The organism is Pseudomonas sp. SIMBA_041 (assembly GCF_046535095.1).
Taxonomy (GTDB): Bacteria; Pseudomonadota; Gammaproteobacteria; order Pseudomonadales; family Pseudomonadaceae; genus Aquipseudomonas; species Aquipseudomonas mucoides.
Genome location: NZ_JAWRXJ010000011.1, coordinates 204,845 through 225,799, shown reverse-complemented (window position 1 = coordinate 225,799; position 20,955 = coordinate 204,845). Strand labels below are relative to the sequence as shown.

The window sequence follows — 20,955 nt, the reverse complement described above, 5'->3', positions numbered from 1 at the left end:
TTAGTGACGGTTGACCTACAGGGTGCTGAATCAGCACCCTGCGGTCATCACGGGCAGCACTTCCGTAAACAGGAGTCCCTCATCAGCAGGACAACGTTGCCAGATAATACGCAGTCGACCTTCCAAAATATCTAGGATCGACGACCCGGTTGGAACCCATGACGTCTCGCACTCAACACGGCCAGTAGGCTCAAAACTGCAAGAACCAATAGCGTCCATGGGAAAGAGCCAGGACCGGCGTATTGAAGTAACACTCCCCCCAGCAGCCCACCGCCGGCGACAGCAAGATTGAATACGGTTACCAACATTGACTGCGCGACATCTGTCCCTTCCCCCGCGTTATCCGCGATGGCTGTCTGCAACAGCGTTGGCGCCCCACCGAAGGTCAGCCCCCACAAGGCAATACCAGCCAGCGTAACCATTGAGCTGCCATTGGCGAAGCCAATGATTAATGCAGCCGCGGCAAACAGAGCGAGGCTGAGAATCGTCAGCATCCTGAGAGAGCGATCTACAAACACCCCCGTTATCCAGATTCCGAGGACGGAAGAGGCACCAAACAAAAACAACACAACATCCACATATTCGGCAAGTCCCACTGACGCCAGATAAGGTGCGATATAGGTGTAGAGGATGTTGTGAGCCAAGATCCAGGCAAAGATCACAAAGAGGACTGACCGGATACCCGGGGTAAGGAAAATTTCGCGAATGGATTGACGCTTTGAAGACGATTGACCGGGGTAATCAGGAATACAGGATCGGACCCAAATCAACAGTGCAAATGAAAGCCCCGACATTATCCAAAATACGCCTCTCCAATCCGAAAGACCGCCCAGCCAGGTGCCCAATGGAACACCAATAGACAGAGCGATGGGTTGGCCAACCCCGACAATTGCCAAGGCGCGTCCTTGAAGATGGTTAGGGACCATGCGTCTGGCGTAGCCAGCCAGCAGCCCCCAAATAAGACCCGCCGCCATACCTGCAATAAAACGCGAGACAAGTATCACTACGAAATTAGAAGAAAGCGCGGTAATTGAGTTGAAAACCAGCAAACCAAGAATAGCCAGAAGAAACAGAGGTCTCCTCCGCCAACTGCGTGTGGCTGCAACGATAGGAATCGCGGCTAAAACCGAACCCAACGCATAGAGAGTTACCAACTGACCGGCGAAAGCCTCTGAAACGCCAAGGCTTGATCCAATCTGTGGCAACAGTCCCGCCGGCATGGTTTCAGTCATGATGGCAATGAAACCCGCCAGGGTAAACGCCAGTAACTTCCAAATAGGAATACGTTCGCTATAGCCGATATCGGAAATAGGCTGATTGGAAAAACTGCTGTCCTGAGCTGTCATAATACGTTCACCGCTTTAATAATTTGGGACTTTGCAAAGTAGATGCGCACGCTGGAGAATCTCGTATTCATAAACGTCCGCGTGCCATCCAAAGGGGGTCAACAGGCTCGAATGCTATTGATATTTTTACGATACTTTCAACAGCACTAACTCAAGGCTCGGGTACCGCGTCACCTCAAACGCGATAGATCCACGTTAACTTGCCTTGTTTTATCAATCAGTACAGCCAAGACGCGTTCGTACTGATGGTGTTCAGCGCAGGTTTTACATCGCATTAACACGATCATCTAAAACAGCCAGACTTCTGGAATGATCAGTACAATACTAGGCAAAAAAATTTAACTGAGCTTGGTTATTCTAAAAAAAAGGCCTCAAAGAGCACTTATTGCGACGTCAACAATGTCTCCCAGCCTTTCCGCACGCTCTTCTTGTGCACTTCCTTTGCCAAGCACCCTGATACCCTGAATTGTGCTGACAAAGAATCTCGCAAGTGCGCCGGGATTTTTTTCTACGGATATTTCGCCGCTCTCCTGGCCTCGCTTTATCAGCCCCTTAAGGGCCCGCTCCATGCGCGAAAAGTTTTGGGCGACCAAACTTGCTATTTCCTGATCATGCCTTGCCAACTCTAACGAGGCATTGGCGACCATGCACCCCAGACTCTCTTTATCGTTGAGTTCTTCCGAAACAATCTTCATCAGCAGTTTGCGCACAATATCTCGCACCAAACCTTCCTCTGATAAAATCGAGATATTTGGCGCAGTGAGTTGGTAATAACGGCGAAGAGCAAATTCATAGAGACCTCGTTTGCTGCCGAACGCGTTATAGAGACTTCCGCGTCCTAACCCCGTTCCGTCTACAAGATGTTGAATACTTGCTCCGCTATACCCTCGCAACCAGAAAACATGCATAGCCGCTTCGGCTATGGCATCTGAGTCAAACTCCTTGGGTCTCATAGGGTGTGCGCTCTGGAATGATCGTTCCAAACAATCTAAAGCGTCCATGCCCGATAGTCAACACACGATTGAGCGCTCTGAAACGGGTCTCTTGGCCTTTACCGTAAACAGGGCAATACTAAAAAATGATCTTCAGCACACAAAAAATCCTGTAATTGCCGAAAATCGGCTCCATCCCCGGGCTTACTTCGAAAGCTCTTGCAACAAAGTTTGAAATCGTGCTGCAGCAATCCACCTGTGGATTCAATCGGCCAGAAGCAACCATCCGCAAACGTATAATTCAACGCTGATGATTGGAGCCGTATTGGTCAAAAGGAGATCGGGTGGGGGCATTACGCAGGTTCGCCCCCCACTACTAATCCACAATAAACAACTTCGCCCCGGTGGTGGTGAACGACCGATGTCCCTCAGCATTATTACCCACCTGATAACTCATGCCCGGCGTCAGTGTGAACTGACGACCATCTTCCAGCTCTGTATGCAACTGCCCCTCCAGGCACAAAAGGATGTGCCCCCTCCAGCACCAGTGATCGGCCAGATACCCAGGGCTGTACTCGACCATCCGCACACGCGCTGAACCAAACTGGCAGGTCCGCCAATAGGCTGTGCCTGTCTGACCGGCATGCGCCACCGGCTCTATCGTTGACCAATCGGTGGTACCGAAAGGAATGGCAGTGAGATCCATGGTTGCCTCATCGAATTACAATAAATGCGGACCGTAACAATCTGGCGATGGTGCCGATAGACACAGACAGCCCGGATTTAGGGGATACAGGCGCTGCAAACCCGCAACAGGCTGGCGAGCCATCTCACTGTTGTTTCTGGCTTACCGTACTAGCGATGGTTGCGATAGCGTTCGGTCAACGACTGCACGAGGGTGACGTAGGATTGCGTCTCGGCGTAGGGAGGCACCCCGTTGTACTCGACCACGGACGCTTCGCCAGCGTTATAGCCTGCCAACGCCAGCACCTGGTTTCCGTTGAAGCGCTTGAGCAACCAGGCCAGGTAGCGCACGCCGCCACGGATGTTTTGTCGTGCGTCGAACGGATTGTCCACGGCGAAGCGCTCGGCGGTGGCGGGCATCAACTGCATCAGCCCTTGGGCGCCAGCCTCGGAAATGGCGTTGGGGCGAAACGCCGATTCGGCATGAATCACTGCGCGGACCAGCGCCCTGTCGACACCGTAATGCCCCGCAGCGGCTTCGATCTCCCGCCGATAGGAATCAGTGTCCAGGCGCAGTGAGGCGACCTTGAAATCCTTCGGCACCCTGCACAGATAGCAGCCCTTGATGACATAGAGCTCAAGGACATCGACCCGTGCGGAGATGCCGACGGGACGTCGGCTCACATATTGACGAATACCCTTGTGCTTGAAGGTGAACACCCGAACCCGCACCGCGCCTGAATCGTCGTCCTGCGCAAGCTGGGGCGGGTCAATTGTCTTAGTGCCGACACCGGCGCCCGCCGTGCCATTCAGGCGAGTGCAGCGGGCGTTGGAACTGGCTTGGCTGGTGTAGCTGATGGCTCCGTCACTGGCTTGGCACTTGAACGTGGCGCTCGCGCACAGTGGAGCGGCCAGCAAGGCCAGCTCGATGCAGCCAAGAAGGCTCTTGCAAGCCCATCGCCATGCTCTGGAACTCATCACATCGCTCCGTGCCCGGGCGCAGCCTTTGGAGGCCTGTACTGGTGATCGCCTTTGTTCTGATAGTTATACCCCTTGTAACCGGTCAAGGAACTTGCATTGACGTACGGGCTGCCGGCGCTCCACGGCGAGGCCCAGACTTGATTGCTCGCACGACGCGACTTCCCAACTGTTGCCTGGACGAAAGCTGAGTGCTTTGGCATTCCTGCCAGGAATGCAATGCATAAAATTAATGAATTTTTATTATCGCCGCTTATGACCTAAGTTGATTCCAAGGACATGGAGAACCGCCTTGAAATCACCACTTAACCCCGCTGAAAAGTTTGATAACACTCGGGCCAATGAGTACGGACGACAGAGCCGTATCGCACTGGCAGGTTATGACGCCTGTCAGGACTTGGTGGCGTGCATGCTCGCGGCAAGCCTTGGAAAGAGGGACTCGGCAAAAATACTGGTCGTTGGCGCTGGCGGTACGGCGCAGGAGATCATCGCGATGGCCAGGCTTGAGCCAGTCTGGCGCTTCACCGCCGTTGATCCGTCTGAGCCGATGCTGGAAACCGCGAAACAGCAGTTAGCCGTAAACAACGTGCTTGAAAGAACGGACGTGCATCTCGGGCACGTTGAAGACTTGGCCGCAGATGAGTCCTACGACGCAGCCACTTTGATCGGTGTACTCCACCATCTCGATGGGGATGATGCCAAGGGAGAAATTTTACGGTCCATTCGGGCTCGTCTGAAACCGGGGGCTCCACTGATTGTCGCCGGCAATCACTATGCCTACGCCAGCCAGCCGTTACTCCTGGCAGCCTGGGGGCAACGTTGGCGGCAGCACGGAGCCAGTCCGGATGAAGTGAAAGTCAAACTTGGGAAAATTCTTCAAGGCGCTGACCCTCCACATTCTGAGGCGGCTGTTCAGAAGCTTTTGCATGATGCGGGTTTTGGGGACGCTACCCGTTTTTTCAGCAGCCTGTTTTGGGGTGCCTGGTTAACGTGTAAAACAGTCTGAACGGCGATCTGACATGCACGGAGCTAGACTCCGCCGTCATCCCCTTTAGTTGGCGTAACAGCCGAACCTGCCAGCAGGCCGCCGTCAATGTTGAATTCACTGCCGGTGATGTATGTCGCTTCATCCGAGGCCAGTAACAGCGCCACGGCCGCCACTTCTTCGGGCATGCCAAACCGTCTGAGCGGCGTATCCCGGACCAGTGCGGCCATTCGTTCTTCACGCCCCTCGTCGGTGCCTAACATCGGCTCCCACATGGGCGTGAGGATCGCCGCCGGATGAATTGAGTTGCACCGAACCTTGAGGCCTTGCTCAGCGCAGTAAAGCGCCACCGTTTTCGTGTGATTACGAACCGCGCCCTTGGACGATGCGTACGCTGCCGCGCCCGGAATACCGACCAAACCTGAGCGGGAGGAGATGTTGATAATCGAGCCCGATCCTGGATTCCGCATGGCGCGAATGGCGTACTTGCACCCCAGGAATACACCGTCAAGATTGGTCTGATGCACGGCGAGCCAGTCTTCCAGTCGCGCATGTTCCGGGTCGTGCCGCACGGCGCCTTGTTCAAACCCGGTAATGCCGGCGTTGTTCACCAGGATGTCCAGCCTGTCGCGCTCTTTCAAAATGTGCGCCGTCACTCGCTGCCAATCGTCCTCCCGCCGCACATCCAGGCGCAGATAACGGGCACGATCACCGAGTGAGTTTGCTAGCGCTCTGCCGAGCTTATCGTTTATATCGGTGACGTAAACGAAGCACCCCTCCTGCACGTAGAGTCGTGCAATCGCGGCGCCAATTCCTTGGGCTGCCCCTGTAATGATCGCAGTCTTGGCGGTGAGTTTATTATCCATAAATGATCCTGAGACGCCCTTGGTTTGATGGGAGCAAAGCGTTAACGAACCCGAAGTCGAGTTCACACGCAAAAGCAGACACTAGCACCCCGAACATAAAGCACCTGTTCTATCCTCTCATCCAACCAACAACTCCGGACATCAACATGCCCGCTCCCGAATCCACCCTCCTCCAAAGCTGGCACCATAATGCCCGATCCTGGATCGAAGCCATCCGCACCGGCGCTATCGAAAGCCGCCGGCAAGTCACCGACCAGGCCATCTTGTTGGCGGTAATGGGCCGGCAGCCTGAGCGCGTGCTCGACCTGGGGTGTGGTGAGGGCTGGTTGTTGCGTGCGTTGGCTGACCGGGGCATAGAGGCGGTCGGGGTGGACGGTGATGCGACGCTGATCGAGGCGGCACGGGCAGCGGGCTCTTCGACAGTACAGGTGGCGAGTTATGAAGAATTGGTGGAGGCGAAGGTCAACGTAGGCAGTGACTTCGATCTGATCTGCGCCAACTTCGCACTATTGCACCAGGACATCATCCCGCTGCTCACGGCCATGAACGCCCTGCTCGTTCCTGGCGGCACGCTGGTGATCCAGACGCTGCATCCGTGGACCGTAGCGGCCGGCAACTATCAGGATGGTTGGCGGGAAGAGACCTTCGCCGGGTTCGGGGGTCAGTGGCAACCCATGCCCTGGTATTTCCGCACCTTGTCCAGTTGGCTCAATGCGCTGGACATGGCTGGTTTTCGGCTGGTCGCCTTGCAGGAGCCGCAGCACCCGCAAAGTCCTGTGCCGCAGTCATTGTTGTTGATGGCGGAGCGGCGGGAGTCATAGCAATCGCGAATGTCACTGCGGCTGAAAGGTTTGCAGGTAGGCCAGCAGGTTTTCGATCTTTTCCGGATCGCTGAGTCCCCAGAAAATCATCCGGGTGCCGGGGACCACTTGTTTCGGCGCTTCGAGGTACGCGGTCAGTGTCTCGCGGGTCCAGACGATACCGGCGGCTTTCATCGCGTCGGAGTATTGGTAATCCGTGGTGCTGCCGGAGTGCCGGCCAAAGATGCCATTGAGCTGCGGACCGAATGAACCCCGCGCCGACTCCCCGACCTGATGGCAGCCCCCGCAAATTCGCTTGAACAGTGTCGCACCCGCTTCAGCATCGCCGGCCGCGTGTGCCTGAAGGCTGAATACACCTGCAGTGAGCAACAAGGTAAACGTGAGTGCAGCGGCTTTGTTCATGTTCATTTCCCAGTCGTGTTTCGTCAGGCGCGAAAGATGGGCGCCCGCTTGCGGGGGCGAAAGTCTACGCAAAGAATGGCTGTCTTCATAACCCACGGTGTCATCAGGGGTTATTCACTGACAGCTTCAAGCGCAGTCTCTATCCTGTGCGGGCGTATTGGCGTTTGACGAACATTCTATTGGAGACACCTGTGCTACCCCTGACCGCTCGCGAGGTTTACCAGACATTGCGCGAGGCCGCCCTGGGCATCCACCCTTTGCGGCGCCTCGATGAACACGCCGGGCCCGGCCAGGTTCAGGTCGATATCGAAGGCTGGCGCCTGACCCTCGACGTCGACGGCGTCCATGTGCGCCACTGTCAACGCTGCCAAAGCCCCGATGGCCGCGTGGGTGAACTCGACGGCTGGCAACGTTTTGGCACTGACCCGGTCAGTTTTCTCAGCGCATGGGAACTGGCCCAGATCGAGCGGCTGCTGACCAAGTGCCAAGGCGCACCCGCCAAACGCCAGCCATGAAAAAACCCGGATAAACCGGTCTTTTTTCGTTGTTCGTCCCGCAGCCCAGGCCATTGCCCTCCTCCACGTGCCTCACGCCAGATGCATTCGCAAAGAAGCAGAAAATAGTCGCGAGACTGCGTAATAATCGGGTCCAATCGATAAATACTGAGGAGTGAGTTTTATGACCACGCAATCCGAAACCGCCATTCTGGCCGGCGGCTGCTTCTGGGGTATGCAGGATTTGATCAGGCGAATGCCCGGCGTGCTGTCTACCCGGGTCGGTTACTCGGGCGGCGATGTGCCCAACGCCACGTACCGCAATCATGGCACCCATGCGGAAGCCATCGAGATTGTGTTCAATCCGGCGGTGATCAGCTATCGCCAGATCCTCGAATTTTTCTTCCAGATTCATGACCCTTCGACGGCCAATCGTCAGGGCAACGACATCGGCCTCAGCTACCGTTCGGCGATCTTCTATCTCAACGAAGAACAACGCGATGTCGCCGAGGACACCGTGGCTGATGTCGATGCGTCCGGCCTGTGGCCTGGCAAGGCCGTGACGGAAATAGCCCCCGCCGGCCCGTTCTGGCAGGCCGAGCCGGAGCATCAGGACTACCTCGAAAAAGTACCCAATGGCTACACCTGCCATTTCATTCGGCCGAACTGGAAACTGCCAAAACGCGCACTCTGAAGCAATGACTCGAGTCGCGAGCAGGCTCGCTCCCACAGTGTTATGGGGTGGGTTCAAGGTTGTGCTTGAACCACCCCACGCTCTTCCAGCAAGCGCACAAACATGGTCAAACTCTGGGACACCGTTCCTCGGCGCCACACCAGCCACGTGCGCAAATACCGGAACGATTCGGACAACGGCCAGATACTCACCGTGGTGCACCCTGGCATGCTTTCCAGCATGCTGCGCGGCATCAACGCCAGGCCGGCACCGGCGCTGACGCAGGCCAGCATGCCGTGATAGGACTCCATTTCGAAGATCTTGCCCGGCACCGCCGCGTCCTTGCTGAACCAGCTCTCAAAGTGGTGCCGGTACGAGCAATTGGAGCGGAAGGCGTAGATATTTTCCCCATTCACATCCTGCGCCCGGTGGATCGGCGAATGGTTGAGTGGCGCAATCAGCACCATCTCTTCCTCGAACGCCGGCACGCCTTCCAGTGCCGGGTGCAGCACCGGCCCGTCGACAAACGCGGCAGCCAACCGCCCCGACAACACCCCATCAATCATCGTCCCCGAAGGGCCGGTCGACAGGTCCAGTTCAACCTTGGCGTGTTTCTGGTTGTAGGCCGCCAGCAGCCCGGGAATGCGCACCGCCGCCGTGCTTTCCAGCGACCCCAGTGGAAACGAGCCTTGCGGTTCTTCCCCTGCCACAGTGGCACGGGCTTCCTGCACCAGGTCGAGGATGCGCCGGGCATAGTCGAGAAAACTCCACCCGGCCGGCGACAGGCGCAGGCGGCTTTTCTCGCGGATAAACAGGTCCACGCCCAAGTCCTGCTCCAACTGCTTGATCCGCGTGGTCAAGTTAGAAGGCACGCGGTGGATGTGCTGTGCGGCGACGCTGATGCTGCCGTGCTCGGCAACGGCCTTGAAGATTTCCAGCTGAACCAGATCCAAGTCATTCTCCAAACGTGAACGATATGCTCAGCATTATTCAGTTTCCGAAAAACAAACACCACCGTAACCTGAGCGCATTCCCACCTAGCAGGACGGTGCCATGACCCGCGTTTCCAGCCTTACCCACGCCATTTCGATCAACCCGACCACCAGCGAGCAGATCGGCCACTACCCTTTTGAGTCCGACTCGGCACTGCAAGCCGCCCTGTCGCGGGCCGCAGGCGGCTTCCGTGTCTGGCGCAAAACCGCCGTGGAGCAACGCTCGCAATTGCTGATCGCCCTGGCTCAGGCCCTGCGCAACAGTGCCGACACAATGGCCACCATGATCACCCTGGAGATGGGCAAGCCCATCTCCCAGGCCCGTGGCGAAATCGAAAAGTGCGCGCAGCTCTGCGAGTGGTACGCCGAACACGGCCCGGCCATGCTCAACGCCGAATCGACGCTGGTTGAAGGCGGCAAGGCGCGCATCGAATACCGCCCGCTAGGGCCGATTCTCGCGGTGATGCCGTGGAACTTCCCGATCTGGCAAGTGCTGCGCGGCGCCGTTCCAGCGTTGATCGCCGGCAACACCTACGTGCTCAAACACGCTCCCAACGTCATGGGCAGCGCTTACCTGCTACTGGACGCTTTCAAGAACGCCGATTTCCCTGAAGGGGTTTTCGAAGTACTGAACGTCACGCCGGACGGCGTTTCCACGGCGATTGCCGACCCGCGCATCGCCGCTGTGACCCTCACCGGCAGCGTGCGCGCCGGCATGGCCATCGGCGCTCAGGCTGGGGCGGCATTGAAAAAATGCGTGCTGGAACTGGGCGGTTCCGATCCGTTTATCGTGCTCAACGATGCCGACCTCGATGAAGCAGTCAAAGCCGCCGTCATCGGCCGCTACCAGAACACCGGGCAAGTCTGCGCGGCGGCCAAGCGCTTGATCGTCGAGCAAGGCATTGTCGAGGAATTCACACGTAAATTCGTCGAAGCCACGGGCATACTGGTGGTCGGCGATCCACTGGCCCCTGACACTTACCTCGGCCCGATGGCGCGGTTTGATCTGCGTGATGAACTGGATCAACAAGTGCGTGACACCCTCGAAGAAGGTGCGACTTTGTTGATGGGCGGCAAGAAGGCGCAGGGGCCGGGCAACTTCTACGAGCCGACCGTGTTCGCCAATGTCACCGACCAGATGACCTCGTTCAAACAGGAATTGTTTGGCCCGGTAGCCTCGATCATCACCGCACGCGACGCCGCCCATGCGCTGGAACTGGCGAATGACAGCGAGTTCGGCCTGGCGGCAACCGTCTTCACGGCCAATGTCGCGCTCGCCCAACAGATGGCCGGCGAACTGGAAACCGGCGGCGTGTTCATCAACGGCTACAGCGCTTCCGACCCCCGCGTGACCTTCGGCGGCGTGAAGAAAAGCGGGTTTGGCCGCGAGCTGTCGCACTTCGGCGTGCGCGAGTTCTGCAATGCCCAGACCGTGTGGCTGGACCGCCGCTAAGCGAAAAACGCAGCCTGGGCGTCGTTGGCTCCCAGGCTGCGATTTTATTCATGCACGAAATAGAGCTTGTTGACGATCATCCAGCGCTCATTGATTTTCAGTAACGACAAATAATCGGTAAAGCAAATACCGGCATAGTCATCCATTACCTTGACGGCCGCAGCATCCCCCGTGATATCGACGCTGAGCGTTTCCCAAAACGGCTTGACCTCTCTGGGCGCCGGCCCCTCGGCCTTGATGGCGCTGACAAACTCATCCAGCGACGACCATTCCAGCGTTCCCTCGTAGTGACCGATGATGCGACAGGCGGGATGAAACGCGTGCCGCAGCAGCACTTCGTCGGCGAATACCATTCCTTCGACATAATTACGAATGACAACGCTGATGTGCTCCCTGTCCAGCGATTGAGCAGTCATGACATACCTCCAGCTTTATCGTCCTCACACCGCCGGTGAGGGCTCAACCTAAAAAGTCTAGCACCGCGATTCGACCCCTCGTGCGCGGCGACTATGCTGTTGGAGGTCACTTCCCGGGAGGCGCTGAAGATGTCCCTGACGCTTTATTACCATCCACTCTCGTCGTACTGCCACAAAGTGCTGATCGCGCTCTATGAGCATGCGGTCGACTTCGACAAACGGATCATTGATCTGGGCAACGCCGCTGAAAAAGCCGAGTTGCAGGCGCTCTGGCCGATCGGCAAATTCCCGGTCATTCATGATCACACCGGCCAGTGCGACGTGGCGGAGTCGACGATCATCATTGAATACCTGGATCACTATTTTGCCGGGCAACACCGGCTGATTCCGGGCCATTGGGACACGGCGCTGGAGGTCCGTCTGTGGGACCGGGTCTGCGACAACTACCTTCAGACGCCACTGCAACAGATTGTCCTGGATCGCATCCTCGGTGCGAACGGCAATCTGACCCAACAGCGCGCCACGCTACAGACCGTGTACGGCATGCTCGACCGCCAGTTGGCGAACAACGCCTGGCTGGCCAGCGCCGCGTTCAGCCTGGCCGATTGTTCAGCGGCCCCGGCGCTTTTCTATGCCAGTACGCTAGAGCAGATACCTGGTGAACACGGCCACTTGAACGCCTATTTCGAGCGGCTGATGAACCGGCCATCCGTGCAGCGGGTGATCGACGAAGCCAGGCCTTACTTCTCGCTCTACCCGTTCGAGCAAGACATCCCGCAACGGTTTCACCCGCGCCCCTAACGCACGATGTCGATCAATTGTTCGCGCTGCGCCCCCGTGAGCATTGGCCCGAAACCGGCGCCGGCATTGTCCGCCATGTAACGCGGATTGCCGGTGCCGGGAATCACGCAGGTCACCGCCGAATGGGACAGCAGGAACTTCAACGCCAGTTGCGCCCAACTGGTGACCCCCACTTGCGCAGCCCAACCGGGCAGTGGCTTGCCCTTCAAGCGTTCGAGCAAACCGCCGCCACCGAAGGGCCGGTTGCAGATCACCGCCACCCCGCGTTCGCGACACAGCGGCAGGATGCGTCGCTCGACACCGCGATCGTCCAGCGCATAGTTGATCTGCAAAAAATCCAGGGGCTCAGCCTTGAGCACCGCCTCCACTTCCTCATAGGCCGTCGGCGTGTAATGGGTGATGCCGATGTAGTGAATCCGACCTTGCTCCTTCCATTCGCGCAACGTCGGCAAATGGGTTTGCCAGTCCAGCAGGTTATGGATCTGCATCAGATCGATGCGGTCGGTTTGCAGCAGGCTGAAGGACCGTTCCATCTGCGCAATACCTTCCTCGCGGCCACGGGTCCACACCTTGGTGGCGAGAAAGGCCGGCGAGCGCGGCTCATGGATCGACAGCAATTCACCGGTGGTCTGTTCGGCGCGGCCATACATCGGCGAGCAGTCGATGACGGTGCCGCCCTTCTTGAGCAAGACGCTGAGCACCTCTGGCAATTGTTTGTAGGCGAGGCTGGAAGGCTCGACATCAAAACCGCGATACGTGCCCAGCCCGACGATGGGCAATAGCTCGTTGCTGGAGGGAATGGCGCGGGTCTGCATGGTCTTGCCTCCTGTTTCCGTCGACGGCGCCGAGGTTGCAAAAGCCCGATCGAAGGTGAAAACCGCCGGAACACCGGCAGCCAGCGTGAGAAATCGTCGACGCGTGTATCCGTCAGTGTGGCTCATCGTATTGCCCGTGTGGCCCAACCCGGCGTGCCCCGCTACCGTTGAGCTAAACTCTGGCACCGATCCCGTGTTAGCGGACCTCGATCCCAGAGCCGTCAATGTCGCCCCCTAAAGTTAGTCGAATGTTCAGAACCCTGACGCTTCTCGTTGTCATCCTTGCTGCGTTGTACCTGACGCTGTGTGCGGCGTTGTTCGTGTTTCAGCGCGCGCTGATCTACTACCCGCAAGCCAGCGCGGCCACCACACCCGCATCACTGCTGACGCTGACGGTCGAAGATGCGCAAATACAGGTGTCGGTCAGGCCTCATGACGGCCCGAACGCCTTGATCTACTTCGGTGGTAACGCCGAGGATGTGTCTCGCAGTCTGTCCGGTTTTTCCCAGGCGTTCCCCGAGCAGGCGCTGTACTTGATGCACTACCGCGGGTTCGGCGGCAGCAGCGGCTCGCCCTCGGAGGAAGCGATTGCTCGTGATGCGCTGACCTTGTTTGACAAGGTCTACAGCAGCCATCCGAAGGTTGTCGTGGTCGGGCGCAGTCTCGGCTCGGGCGTCGCCGTGCGCCTGGCCAGTCAACGCCCGGTCTCGCGGTTGATCCTGATCACGCCCTACAACAGCCTCGAAAGCCTGGCCAGACAACAGTTTCGCTGGTTCCCGGTGAGGTGGCTGTTACAGGACCGCTTCGAATCCTGGCGATATGCAGCGCACATCACGGTGCCGACGCTGTTGATCGCCGCCAGCCACGACGAGGTCATCCCGCGTTCCAGCACGCAGCAGCTCTACACCCATTTCGCCCCCGGTGTGGCGACGTTGAAGGTGATACCGGGCACCGGCCATAACTCCATTTCCGACAGCCCCGAGTACCTGAAGCTGCTGGGCGACGGATTATGAGATGGACTACCTTCATAGACAGTATCGATCAAGCAGTCATCCAGAGTGATTGGACTCACCGCCCGCAAGCTCTTAGCCTGCGCGCGACGCGAAACACCTGAAGGCAGAACTCCATGATCGTCAGACCCAAACCGAACTTCATCAACATCCTCAGCGCGATCAAGGGCTCCATCGCCAAACGGATCGCCCTGCGCAGTTTGATGGTGACGCTGCTGGCATCGGTCATCGTGCTCGTCGAGACTTTGCACCCCAGCTACTTTTCCAAAGTCAGCGCGACGCCGTTCACGCTGCTCGGTTTGTCGCTGTCGATCTTCATGAGCTTTCGCAACAACGCCTGTTATGACCGCTGGTATGAAGGCCGCAAAGCCTGGGGTGATGTGATCGTGGCGATTCGTTCGATGATTCGAGAAACCGTGATCATCAAGGACGCCGACACGCGCAACACCCTGCTGAGTCACTTGTGCGGGTTCGCCCACGCGCTCAACGCCAAACTGCGCCAGGAAAACGAACTGGCAGCGAGTGGCCGCTGGCTCGACCCGATCCCCAAGGACAACGCGCCGGACTTCAGCGGGCGCATATTGCTGCAGGTCGGTCAGCAGTGTTCGGCACTCAGCGAGTCGGGGGTGATCAACGAATGGCGCTACACGATCATGGCCAATCACCTGGCACACCTGACCCAGGCACAGGCTGCCTGCGAACGGATCAAACACACGCCGCTACCGTTTGCCTACACCTTGCTATTGCACCGCACCAGCTACCTGTTCTGCTTCCTGCTGCCCTTCGCCATGGCCGAACCCCTGGGCTGGATGACCCCGATTTTCACGGCGATTGTCAGCTACACCTTTTTTGGCCTGGATGCGATTGGCGACGAACTGGAGGACCCGTTTGGCCGCGACGAAAACGACCTGCCCCTCGATGCGATCGTGCGCACCATCGAGCGGGAAATCCTCACCGCGATGGGGGAAACACAACTTCCACCGGCGCTGGAACCGGTGGACTTTGTGTTGAAGTGATTTCACACCTGATAAAAATCCCGGTACCACTCGACAAACTGCGCCACACCGGTTTCAACCGTCACTTGCGGGCGGAAGTCGACCCAGTCCGCCAGCGCCGACACATCGGCCCAGGTCTTGATCACATCACCCGCTTGCATCGGCAAGTTATTGCGCAGCGCTTTGACCCCCAATGCCGACTCCAGGCATTCGATAAAATCCAGCAACGCGACCGGATGGCCACGGCCGATGTTGAAGAGACGGTTGAAGCCCCCACTCTCGTGGTTCGCCACTGGCGGCTTTGTTCGCAAGCGGGCGATACCTTCGACGATGTCGTCGACATAGGTGAAATCGCGCGCCATCTGACCATGGTTGAACACCTCGATCGGCTGGCCCTTGAGGATCGCTTCGGTGAACTTGAACAGCGCCATGTCCGGGCGCCCCCAAGGCCCGTAGACGGTAAAAAAACGCAGGCCGCTGGCCTTCAGGCCGTACAGATGGCAGTAGCTGTCGGCGAGCAGTTCATTGGCGCGCTTGCTCGCGGCGTACAGCGAAACCGGATGATCCACCGGATCATCCACACTGAACGGCAGCTTGTTATTGGCACCGTACACCGAACTGCTCGACGCGTAGATCAGGTGCGCGGGCGGATAGTGTCGACAGGCTTCCAGCACATTCAGGAAACCCACCAGGTTGGATTGCGCATAGGCGTCCGGGTTATCCAGCGAGTAACGAACCCCCGCTTGCGCCGCCAAGTGCACCACTTCGGTGAAGTGATGTTCGTTGCACAACGCCATCAACGCAGGCTTGTCGATAATGTCCATTTTCTGAAAACGGAAGCCCTGCAACATGCTCAGTTGTTTGAGCCGGGCCTGTTTGAGTTCGACGCTGTAATAGTCATTGAGGTTGTCGACACCTATCACTTCAAGGCCTTGCAGGCATAACCGTTTGACCGTGTGAAACCCGATGAATCCCGCAGCGCCAGTCACAAGAACGGTCATAGTGCCTTGCTCCCCTGTTAACACAAGAAGGGCTTAGTTATAGCGTTGCTATTGCATGGGGTCCAGATTCGAAGCTTACTACTTAACAACCCCCATGATTGGGGATTATTCTCAACGGCCTGACTATCAATCACATCAAAAGTTTAATTTGTCCGACGAAATAAAAATTCCTCCTGAAAACAGCCGCTTGAGTAGAAGCAAATTCACTATTGGATAAAAGGCGTGCTTTTTGACGAGGAACGTTTGACAGCTCGCTTAGAGTGGTCGATAACTACACCGGTCTATTGGAACAGTTGTGCGAGTGCGGACTGTCTGTTTAGCCTCTGATCCTTAGTCTCCTACCGAATTAGTTTTTATGTGGGTCCCTTGTGCGGACCGTGCGGTAGCTTTGCCCAAAGCGAAGTTGACTCAGGCTTATGCCTGATATGTTGCACGGTATAGCGTCACGTCATTGGCTTGTGCCCTTTCGTGATGCGTTTTGTGATTCATTATTGATACACAACTGCGCAACTCTATAAAAAAACATATCTGCTCGATTAACACTTCCTAGGCCTCAATAGAGCCACTGCCTGCCTAAACTTCTCAATTCACAGAGTTTACCAGCATGCCAGCATTAAGCTCCGAGCGGTCTAATTGGTACCTGTTGCAATGTAAACCACGTCAGGATGAACGTGCCCACCTGAACCTTCTGCAACAAAACTATGTGATCTTCCACCCCCAACTGGTGACCGAGCGCGTGATACGCGGAAAACGCCACAGGGTGCTGGAATCGCTGTTCCCCGGGTATCTGTTTATCCACCTCAGCCGTAACGACAATTGGGCGCCCTTACGTTCCACCCGCGGCGTCAGTCGTATTGTCGAATTCAATCATGGTCCTGCGACAGTGGCAGAGCACGTCATCGAGCATCTGCGCGCGCGCTGTTTTGAATCGGCGGATGCGCACGTCGACCATGACCTGAAACCCGGCGAACACTTGCAAATCATTCGAGGGCCACTGTCGACACTGGAAGGCATCTTCGTGTCCTCGCAGGGGGCTGAACGTGTGATGATCCTGCTGCAGTTCCTTAATCGCGATCAAACTATTTGCGTTCCACGCAGTGATCTCGGACTCCAGAGCACGCCCATACAACTTAATAACTAATTGTTTGCCTTATATGCTTTCGTCAGGAGCTACGAAAAATGGCCTTGAAGTCACGCTGCCCTATTGCACTGCTCATGGTCTCTCTTTATCCAGGGATGGCATGGAGTATCAACCCACAAAACATTGATGTTTACGGCTTCAACTTCACTCCAACTTTCCTGCTCTCAGAAAGTTACGACGATAACTTTCGCGAATTGGAAAACAACACGCAATCTTCCATGATCACTCGGTTGGCGCCCTCCTTCGAACTGAAGGCTGAAGACCGCAACAGCGCCACGCGCCTTATCTGGCAGCCGACTCAGAACATATACCACGATGAGTCCGATGCCTCGTACACGGCACAGCGGGTGCGGGCCGACAGCATCATGGAGTTCACCGACCGACACCGTCTGAAACTTGAGGCCGAGTACCGCAAATGGGAGCGTACGGAATCGACGGCGGTCATAGGCGAAAACGACAAACTCAACAACAAACGTGTGGGTGGACTGTACACCTACGGCGCCAAGAGCGCTGATAACCAGATTGATGTCGGCGCCAACTATGCAGAACTTCGCTATACCAATGCCGATGGCGTCAACGACGACAAAGAACGTAATACCGCCGGTGTGACCACCACCTGGTATCACCGCATTGGCAGTAACACCCGTGGCTTGCTGGAATACGACCACACGAACTTCGATTATCTGCAATCCAACAGCCCGCGCAGCAGTAAATCCGACGCCATCCTGGGCGGAGCCACATGGGACTTCACCGCCCGCACCTCGGGCAAAGTGCGCATTGGTTACGAGAAAAAGAATTTCGACAGCAACCAATCCAAAGACCTCGACAACCCCACCTGGCAAGTGGATCTGCAATACAAACCACGTACTTACTCGACCTTTACCTTTGTCGCCCGCCAGGCCCTTGCCGAGGGCGACGATGGTGCTGACGCTGTCAAATCAACCTTCACTCAGGTCGGTTGGCGCCACGGCTGGACCGAACGCATCACCACCGTGGCCCAGGCCGGTTATGGCCGATATGTCTACGAAGGCGAAAGCCGCACGGACAATCTTCAGGATTACAACCTGGCCCTGAGATACGCCATGCGCCGATGGCTGGATATCGAACTCGGCTATCGCTACCGGGATAACAATTCGGACGCCGAAGATGAAAGCTACACCCGCAACGTTGTTTCGATCAGCTTCAACGTAAGCCTTTAGGAGGGTTTTGCGATGAACTCACACACTCTTGGCTTGTTGTTCGCATTGGCATTTGCCCCCACTACGTACGCAGCGGACTCCGGCACCCAGTACAAACTGGCGGCGGGCGACGTGTTGCGCATCACCGTGTTCGGCGAGCCGGAACTGAGCATTAAAAGGGTTCGCCTCAACGACGCCGGAACGTTTTCCTACCCGTTCCTCGGTGAAATTTCCGCCAAGGGCCTCACCCCCAACCAGGTCGAAAAGATCATCGTCGACGGGCTAAAACAGGGCTATCTGAACGATCCGAAAGTCAGCCTGAGCCAGATCGAATACCGCTCGTTCTACATCAACGGCGAGGTCACCAAACCCGGCAGTTACCCCTTCGTGCCCGGCCTGACGCTTGAGAAAGCCATTGCCTTGGGCGGTGGCCTCACCGAGCGCGCCTCGATCAAACGCGTGACGATCGTGCGCGGCGACAGCGGCCAGACCCTCACCGATGAAGTGACGCGCAGCACCACAATTGCCCCCGGCGACACCATTTCCATTGCACAAGGCTTTTTCTAATCATGGACAACAGCCCTAGCAACTTCGTCGAACGTCCTCTGCAAACGCACGTGTATCAACAGCACAGCGAAGACAGGGACACCATTGATCTGCTCAAACTGTGGAGGGTGATCTGGCGCGCGAAATGGAAAATCGGCTGGCTGGTTGTGCTCAGCGTTGCCCTGGCGGTGGTAGCCGTCTCGCTGATCACCCCGCAATACATCGGCAGCACCACGTTGCTGTTCAACGACAAGACGCCGCCGCTGATGTCCTTCCAGCAAGTGAAGGATTCAGGCAGCAACGCTACTGACTACTTGCAGACCCAGCAGGCCCTCCTGGAATCCCGGGACCTGGCCGAACGCGCGGTGAAAAAACTCGGTCTCACCACCAACCCGATCACCGACCCGCGCCAGCAGCCGGCGCCGTGGTTCACGCCGCGCAAATGGCTGGCGGACCTCAACCTTAATCAGTGGATACCCGGAATGGGCATGCTGTTGCCGGTGAAGGACGCGCCAACCGAGGAAGACGTGTTCAATCAGGTCACGCAAAACCTGATGCTGCACACCACCGTCAAGTTTGTCGGCAAAAGCCAACTGCTGAACATCGAAGTCGAGCTACCGGACCCTGATCTCGCCGCCGCAGCGGCCAACGCACTGGCCCAGGGCTTTACCGACAGCCAGATCGACACCAGCGAAAAATCTTCGCAGTCCACCACGGCCTGGATGAACACCCGACTGGTCGATTTGCGCAACAACCTGCGCGTGGCCGAGAAAAAACTTCAGGGCTACCGCGAAGAGCAAGGGCTGGTCGATGTCGGCGGTGTCTCCACCATCAGCGCCAACGAACTGGAGGCTACCGGCAGCCGCATGGTCGACGCCCGCCGTACCCGCGCTGAAGCCGAGAGCGAATACCGTCAGGCCAAGGCTTTGAGCACTGGCGACCTGAGTCGGCTCTCCAGCGTACCCGCTGTGTTGTCCAATCCGCTGGTCCAGCAATTCCAGGCTGACCGGGCCAAAGCGCAAGCCAAGGTCGATGAGCTGTCGGGGCGCTATGGGCCGAAACACCCGAGCCTGATTTCCGCACAGTCCGAATTGCGCGCCGCCACCACGGCCCTGCAATTGCAGGTGCAGCAAGTGGTCGCCGGGATCGAGCGGCAATACCAGCTCGCCTCGGCCAGCGAAGCCTCAATCCGCCAATCGTTCAACAGCAACAAGGCGCAGATCCAGGACATCGCGCGCAAAGAGTTTCAGTTGCGCGAGTTCCAGCGTGAAGTCGACAGCACCCGTGCGCTGTACGAAACCTTCGTCACTCGCTTGAAGGAGACCGCCGCCACCGCCGACATGGACTCGACCAAGGTGCGCATCGTCGACCCGGCAATTGTTCCGATGGAAGCCAGCAAGCCACGCAAAACGTTGATCGTGGGCATTGTCGGGTTGCTGGCAGCCCTGATTGGCGTTGCGCTGGCCCTGCTGTTTGACAGCCTGAGCAACACCTTCAAGACCGACGAGACCATCGAGAGCACGCTCAATATTCCATTGCTCAGCGTCGTTCCGTTGGTGATGAAGAAAAGCCGCCGGCAACTGGCGCGGTTGTTTGAGGACAACGACAACCCGCGCTTTTCCGAGACCATTCGCAACCTGCGCACCTGGTTGATGTTGCAAAGCAGCGAGATGCCGTCGCAGGTGGTGCTGGTGACCTCGACTGTGGCCGGTGAGGGTAAAAGCACCATCGCCAACAACCTCGCCAGCTCGCTCACCTCCCTTGAGCGCGTGCTGCTGATCGATGCCGACATGCGCCAGCCGACCCTTTCGCTGAACTTCGACTTCCCGCCGGACGCCCCCGGGCTGGCGAATGTGATTGCGGGCACGGCTCGGCTCGAAGACTGCATCGTCTCGGTGGGCAACCTGGATTTGCTGCCGGCCGGGAAAATGTTGCAGCCCTCGGTGGACCTGTTCACCGCGCCGCGCCTGCCATCTCCCGCCGACGCGCTCAACCCGGCACGCCAGCCTCCGCCCCAGGACTTGCTCAGTTCGCCACGCATGGCGCGGATGCTCGAAGCACTGAAGTCGCGTTACCGCCACATCATCATCGACTCGCCGCCGGCGGAGATGATCAGCGATGCCTTGCTGCTGGCCCAGCATTCGGACGCCGTGATCTACGTGGTCAAGGCCGACAGCACGCCGATCAGCCAGGTGCAAAGGGGCATCGCGATGCTGCAACAAAGCCACGTACCGGTGTTCGGTACCGTGCTCAACCAGGTCGACCTGCGCAAGGCGCGCAAGTATGGCTACAACCACTCCCGCACGTTTTATAACTACGACTTCGCGCCCCGTTAACACCGGGGCGACCTAGCCAACGCGTCACCTCTGCCAATACAAAAACAGCTGCTTCACCTCTGCCGAGCAACGGAAAAGCCTGCGGGAGCC

22 protein-coding genes are annotated in these 20,955 nt (G+C 57.5%); 12 read left to right on the top strand and 10 right to left on the bottom strand.

Annotation, left to right across the window (positions count from 1 at the left end; translation table 11 throughout):
* Positions 1–131: 131 nt before the first annotated feature.
* The 4 genes from SB725_RS25090 to SB725_RS25075 form a co-directional block, all read right to left on the bottom strand.
* Entirely contained in the window at positions 132–1,346 is a 1,215-nt protein-coding gene (locus tag SB725_RS25090) for an MFS transporter (protein ID WP_027924645.1), read from the bottom strand.
* A gap of 371 nt (positions 1,347–1,717) precedes the next feature.
* The gene (locus SB725_RS25085) at positions 1,718–2,347 is read right to left on the bottom strand and encodes a TetR/AcrR family transcriptional regulator (protein ID WP_228758763.1); all 630 of its coding nucleotides are present in this window, start codon (positions 2,345–2,347) and stop codon (positions 1,718–1,720) included.
* A 307-nt stretch (positions 2,348–2,654) separates the two neighbouring features.
* The gene (locus tag SB725_RS25080) at positions 2,655–2,984 is read right to left on the bottom strand and encodes a DHCW motif cupin fold protein (RefSeq protein WP_007992577.1); all 330 of its coding nucleotides are present in this window, start codon (positions 2,982–2,984) and stop codon (positions 2,655–2,657) included.
* A 149-nt stretch (positions 2,985–3,133) separates the two neighbouring features.
* Positions 3,134–3,940, bottom strand: a complete 807-nt coding sequence (locus SB725_RS25075) for a lytic transglycosylase domain-containing protein (RefSeq protein ID WP_027924648.1) — start codon at positions 3,938–3,940, stop codon at positions 3,134–3,136.
* 292 nt (positions 3,941–4,232) lie between these two features.
* Between SB725_RS25075 and SB725_RS25070 the strand changes: the two genes are divergently transcribed.
* On the top strand, positions 4,233–4,946 hold the full coding sequence (locus SB725_RS25070; protein ID WP_059182720.1) for a class I SAM-dependent methyltransferase: 714 nt from the start codon (positions 4,233–4,235) through the stop codon (positions 4,944–4,946).
* 23 nt (positions 4,947–4,969) lie between these two features.
* Here SB725_RS25070 and SB725_RS25065 read toward each other — a convergent pair whose 3' ends face one another.
* On the bottom strand, positions 4,970–5,791 hold the full coding sequence (locus SB725_RS25065) for an SDR family oxidoreductase (protein ID WP_410922730.1): 822 nt from the start codon (positions 5,789–5,791) through the stop codon (positions 4,970–4,972).
* A gap of 146 nt (positions 5,792–5,937) precedes the next feature.
* Between SB725_RS25065 and SB725_RS25060 the strand changes: the two genes are divergently transcribed.
* Positions 5,938–6,612, top strand: coding sequence for a class I SAM-dependent methyltransferase (locus SB725_RS25060; protein WP_059182719.1), 675 nt, complete (start codon positions 5,938–5,940; stop codon positions 6,610–6,612).
* A gap of 12 nt (positions 6,613–6,624) precedes the next feature.
* Here the strand turns inward: SB725_RS25060 and SB725_RS25055 are convergent, their stop codons facing one another.
* On the bottom strand, positions 6,625–7,014 hold the full coding sequence (locus tag SB725_RS25055; RefSeq protein ID WP_410922729.1) for a c-type cytochrome: 390 nt from the start codon (positions 7,012–7,014) through the stop codon (positions 6,625–6,627).
* A gap of 191 nt (positions 7,015–7,205) precedes the next feature.
* Here SB725_RS25055 and SB725_RS25050 point away from each other — a divergent pair, with 191 nt between their 5' ends.
* Both SB725_RS25050 and msrA read left to right on the top strand, forming a co-directional pair.
* Positions 7,206–7,529, top strand: a complete 324-nt coding sequence (locus SB725_RS25050; RefSeq protein ID WP_410922728.1) for a hypothetical protein — start codon at positions 7,206–7,208, stop codon at positions 7,527–7,529.
* Between the two features lie 163 nt (positions 7,530–7,692).
* Positions 7,693–8,202: a peptide-methionine (S)-S-oxide reductase MsrA gene (gene msrA, locus SB725_RS25045; RefSeq protein WP_027924654.1), complete on the top strand. Its 510-nt coding sequence runs from the start codon at positions 7,693–7,695 to the stop codon at positions 8,200–8,202.
* Positions 8,203–8,255: 53 nt separating this feature from the next.
* Here the strand turns inward: msrA and ptrR are convergent, their stop codons facing one another.
* On the bottom strand, positions 8,256–9,134 hold the full coding sequence (ptrR, locus tag SB725_RS25040; RefSeq protein ID WP_027924655.1) for a putrescine utilization regulator PtrR: 879 nt from the start codon (positions 9,132–9,134) through the stop codon (positions 8,256–8,258).
* 100 nt (positions 9,135–9,234) lie between these two features.
* Here ptrR and SB725_RS25035 point away from each other — a divergent pair, with 100 nt between their 5' ends.
* Positions 9,235–10,626: an aldehyde dehydrogenase family protein gene (locus SB725_RS25035; protein ID WP_410922727.1), complete on the top strand. Its 1,392-nt coding sequence runs from the start codon at positions 9,235–9,237 to the stop codon at positions 10,624–10,626.
* Between the two features lie 44 nt (positions 10,627–10,670).
* Here the strand turns inward: SB725_RS25035 and SB725_RS25030 are convergent, their stop codons facing one another.
* Positions 10,671–11,042, bottom strand: a complete 372-nt coding sequence (locus tag SB725_RS25030) for a nuclear transport factor 2 family protein (protein WP_410922726.1) — start codon at positions 11,040–11,042, stop codon at positions 10,671–10,673.
* Positions 11,043–11,171: 129 nt separating this feature from the next.
* Between SB725_RS25030 and SB725_RS25025 the strand changes: the two genes are divergently transcribed.
* Positions 11,172–11,843, top strand: a complete 672-nt coding sequence (locus SB725_RS25025) for a glutathione S-transferase family protein (protein WP_027924658.1) — start codon at positions 11,172–11,174, stop codon at positions 11,841–11,843.
* Here the strand turns inward: SB725_RS25025 and SB725_RS25020 are convergent.
* Positions 11,840–12,784, bottom strand: coding sequence for an aldo/keto reductase (locus tag SB725_RS25020; RefSeq protein WP_081743977.1), 945 nt, complete (start codon positions 12,782–12,784; stop codon positions 11,840–11,842). The two genes, SB725_RS25025 and SB725_RS25020, sit on opposite strands and share 4 nt — an antisense overlap.
* A gap of 98 nt (positions 12,785–12,882) precedes the next feature.
* Here SB725_RS25020 and SB725_RS25015 point away from each other — a divergent pair, with 98 nt between their 5' ends.
* Entirely contained in the window at positions 12,883–13,671 is a 789-nt protein-coding gene (locus SB725_RS25015) for an alpha/beta hydrolase (RefSeq protein WP_410922725.1), read from the top strand.
* Positions 13,672–13,784: 113 nt separating this feature from the next.
* The gene (locus SB725_RS25010; RefSeq protein ID WP_027924661.1) at positions 13,785–14,684 is read left to right on the top strand and encodes a bestrophin family protein; all 900 of its coding nucleotides are present in this window, start codon (positions 13,785–13,787) and stop codon (positions 14,682–14,684) included.
* 2 nt (positions 14,685–14,686) lie between these two features.
* Here the strand turns inward: SB725_RS25010 and SB725_RS25005 are convergent, their stop codons facing one another.
* On the bottom strand, positions 14,687–15,664 hold the full coding sequence (locus SB725_RS25005; RefSeq protein WP_410922724.1) for an NAD-dependent epimerase: 978 nt from the start codon (positions 15,662–15,664) through the stop codon (positions 14,687–14,689).
* 604 nt (positions 15,665–16,268) lie between these two features.
* Here SB725_RS25005 and rfaH point away from each other — a divergent pair.
* From rfaH to SB725_RS24985, 4 genes are read left to right on the top strand one after another with little or no spacing between them, the layout of a single operon-like run.
* Positions 16,269–16,805, top strand: a complete 537-nt coding sequence (gene rfaH, locus SB725_RS25000; RefSeq protein ID WP_027924663.1) for a transcription/translation regulatory transformer protein RfaH — start codon at positions 16,269–16,271, stop codon at positions 16,803–16,805.
* A gap of 38 nt (positions 16,806–16,843) precedes the next feature.
* A complete protein-coding gene (locus SB725_RS24995) occupies positions 16,844–18,004 on the top strand; it encodes an outer membrane beta-barrel protein (RefSeq protein WP_410922723.1) in 1,161 nt (386 codons plus the stop codon).
* Between the two features lie 12 nt (positions 18,005–18,016).
* Positions 18,017–18,550 (top strand): polysaccharide biosynthesis/export family protein, encoded by a 534-nt coding sequence (locus tag SB725_RS24990; RefSeq protein WP_027924665.1) that lies wholly within the window; start codon positions 18,017–18,019, stop codon positions 18,548–18,550.
* Between the two features lie 2 nt (positions 18,551–18,552).
* Positions 18,553–20,865 carry a GumC family protein gene (locus SB725_RS24985; protein ID WP_027924666.1) on the top strand — a complete coding sequence of 771 codons (2,313 nt, stop codon included), beginning with the start codon at positions 18,553–18,555 and terminating at the stop codon, positions 20,863–20,865.
* Positions 20,866–20,955: the final 90 nt, after the last annotated feature.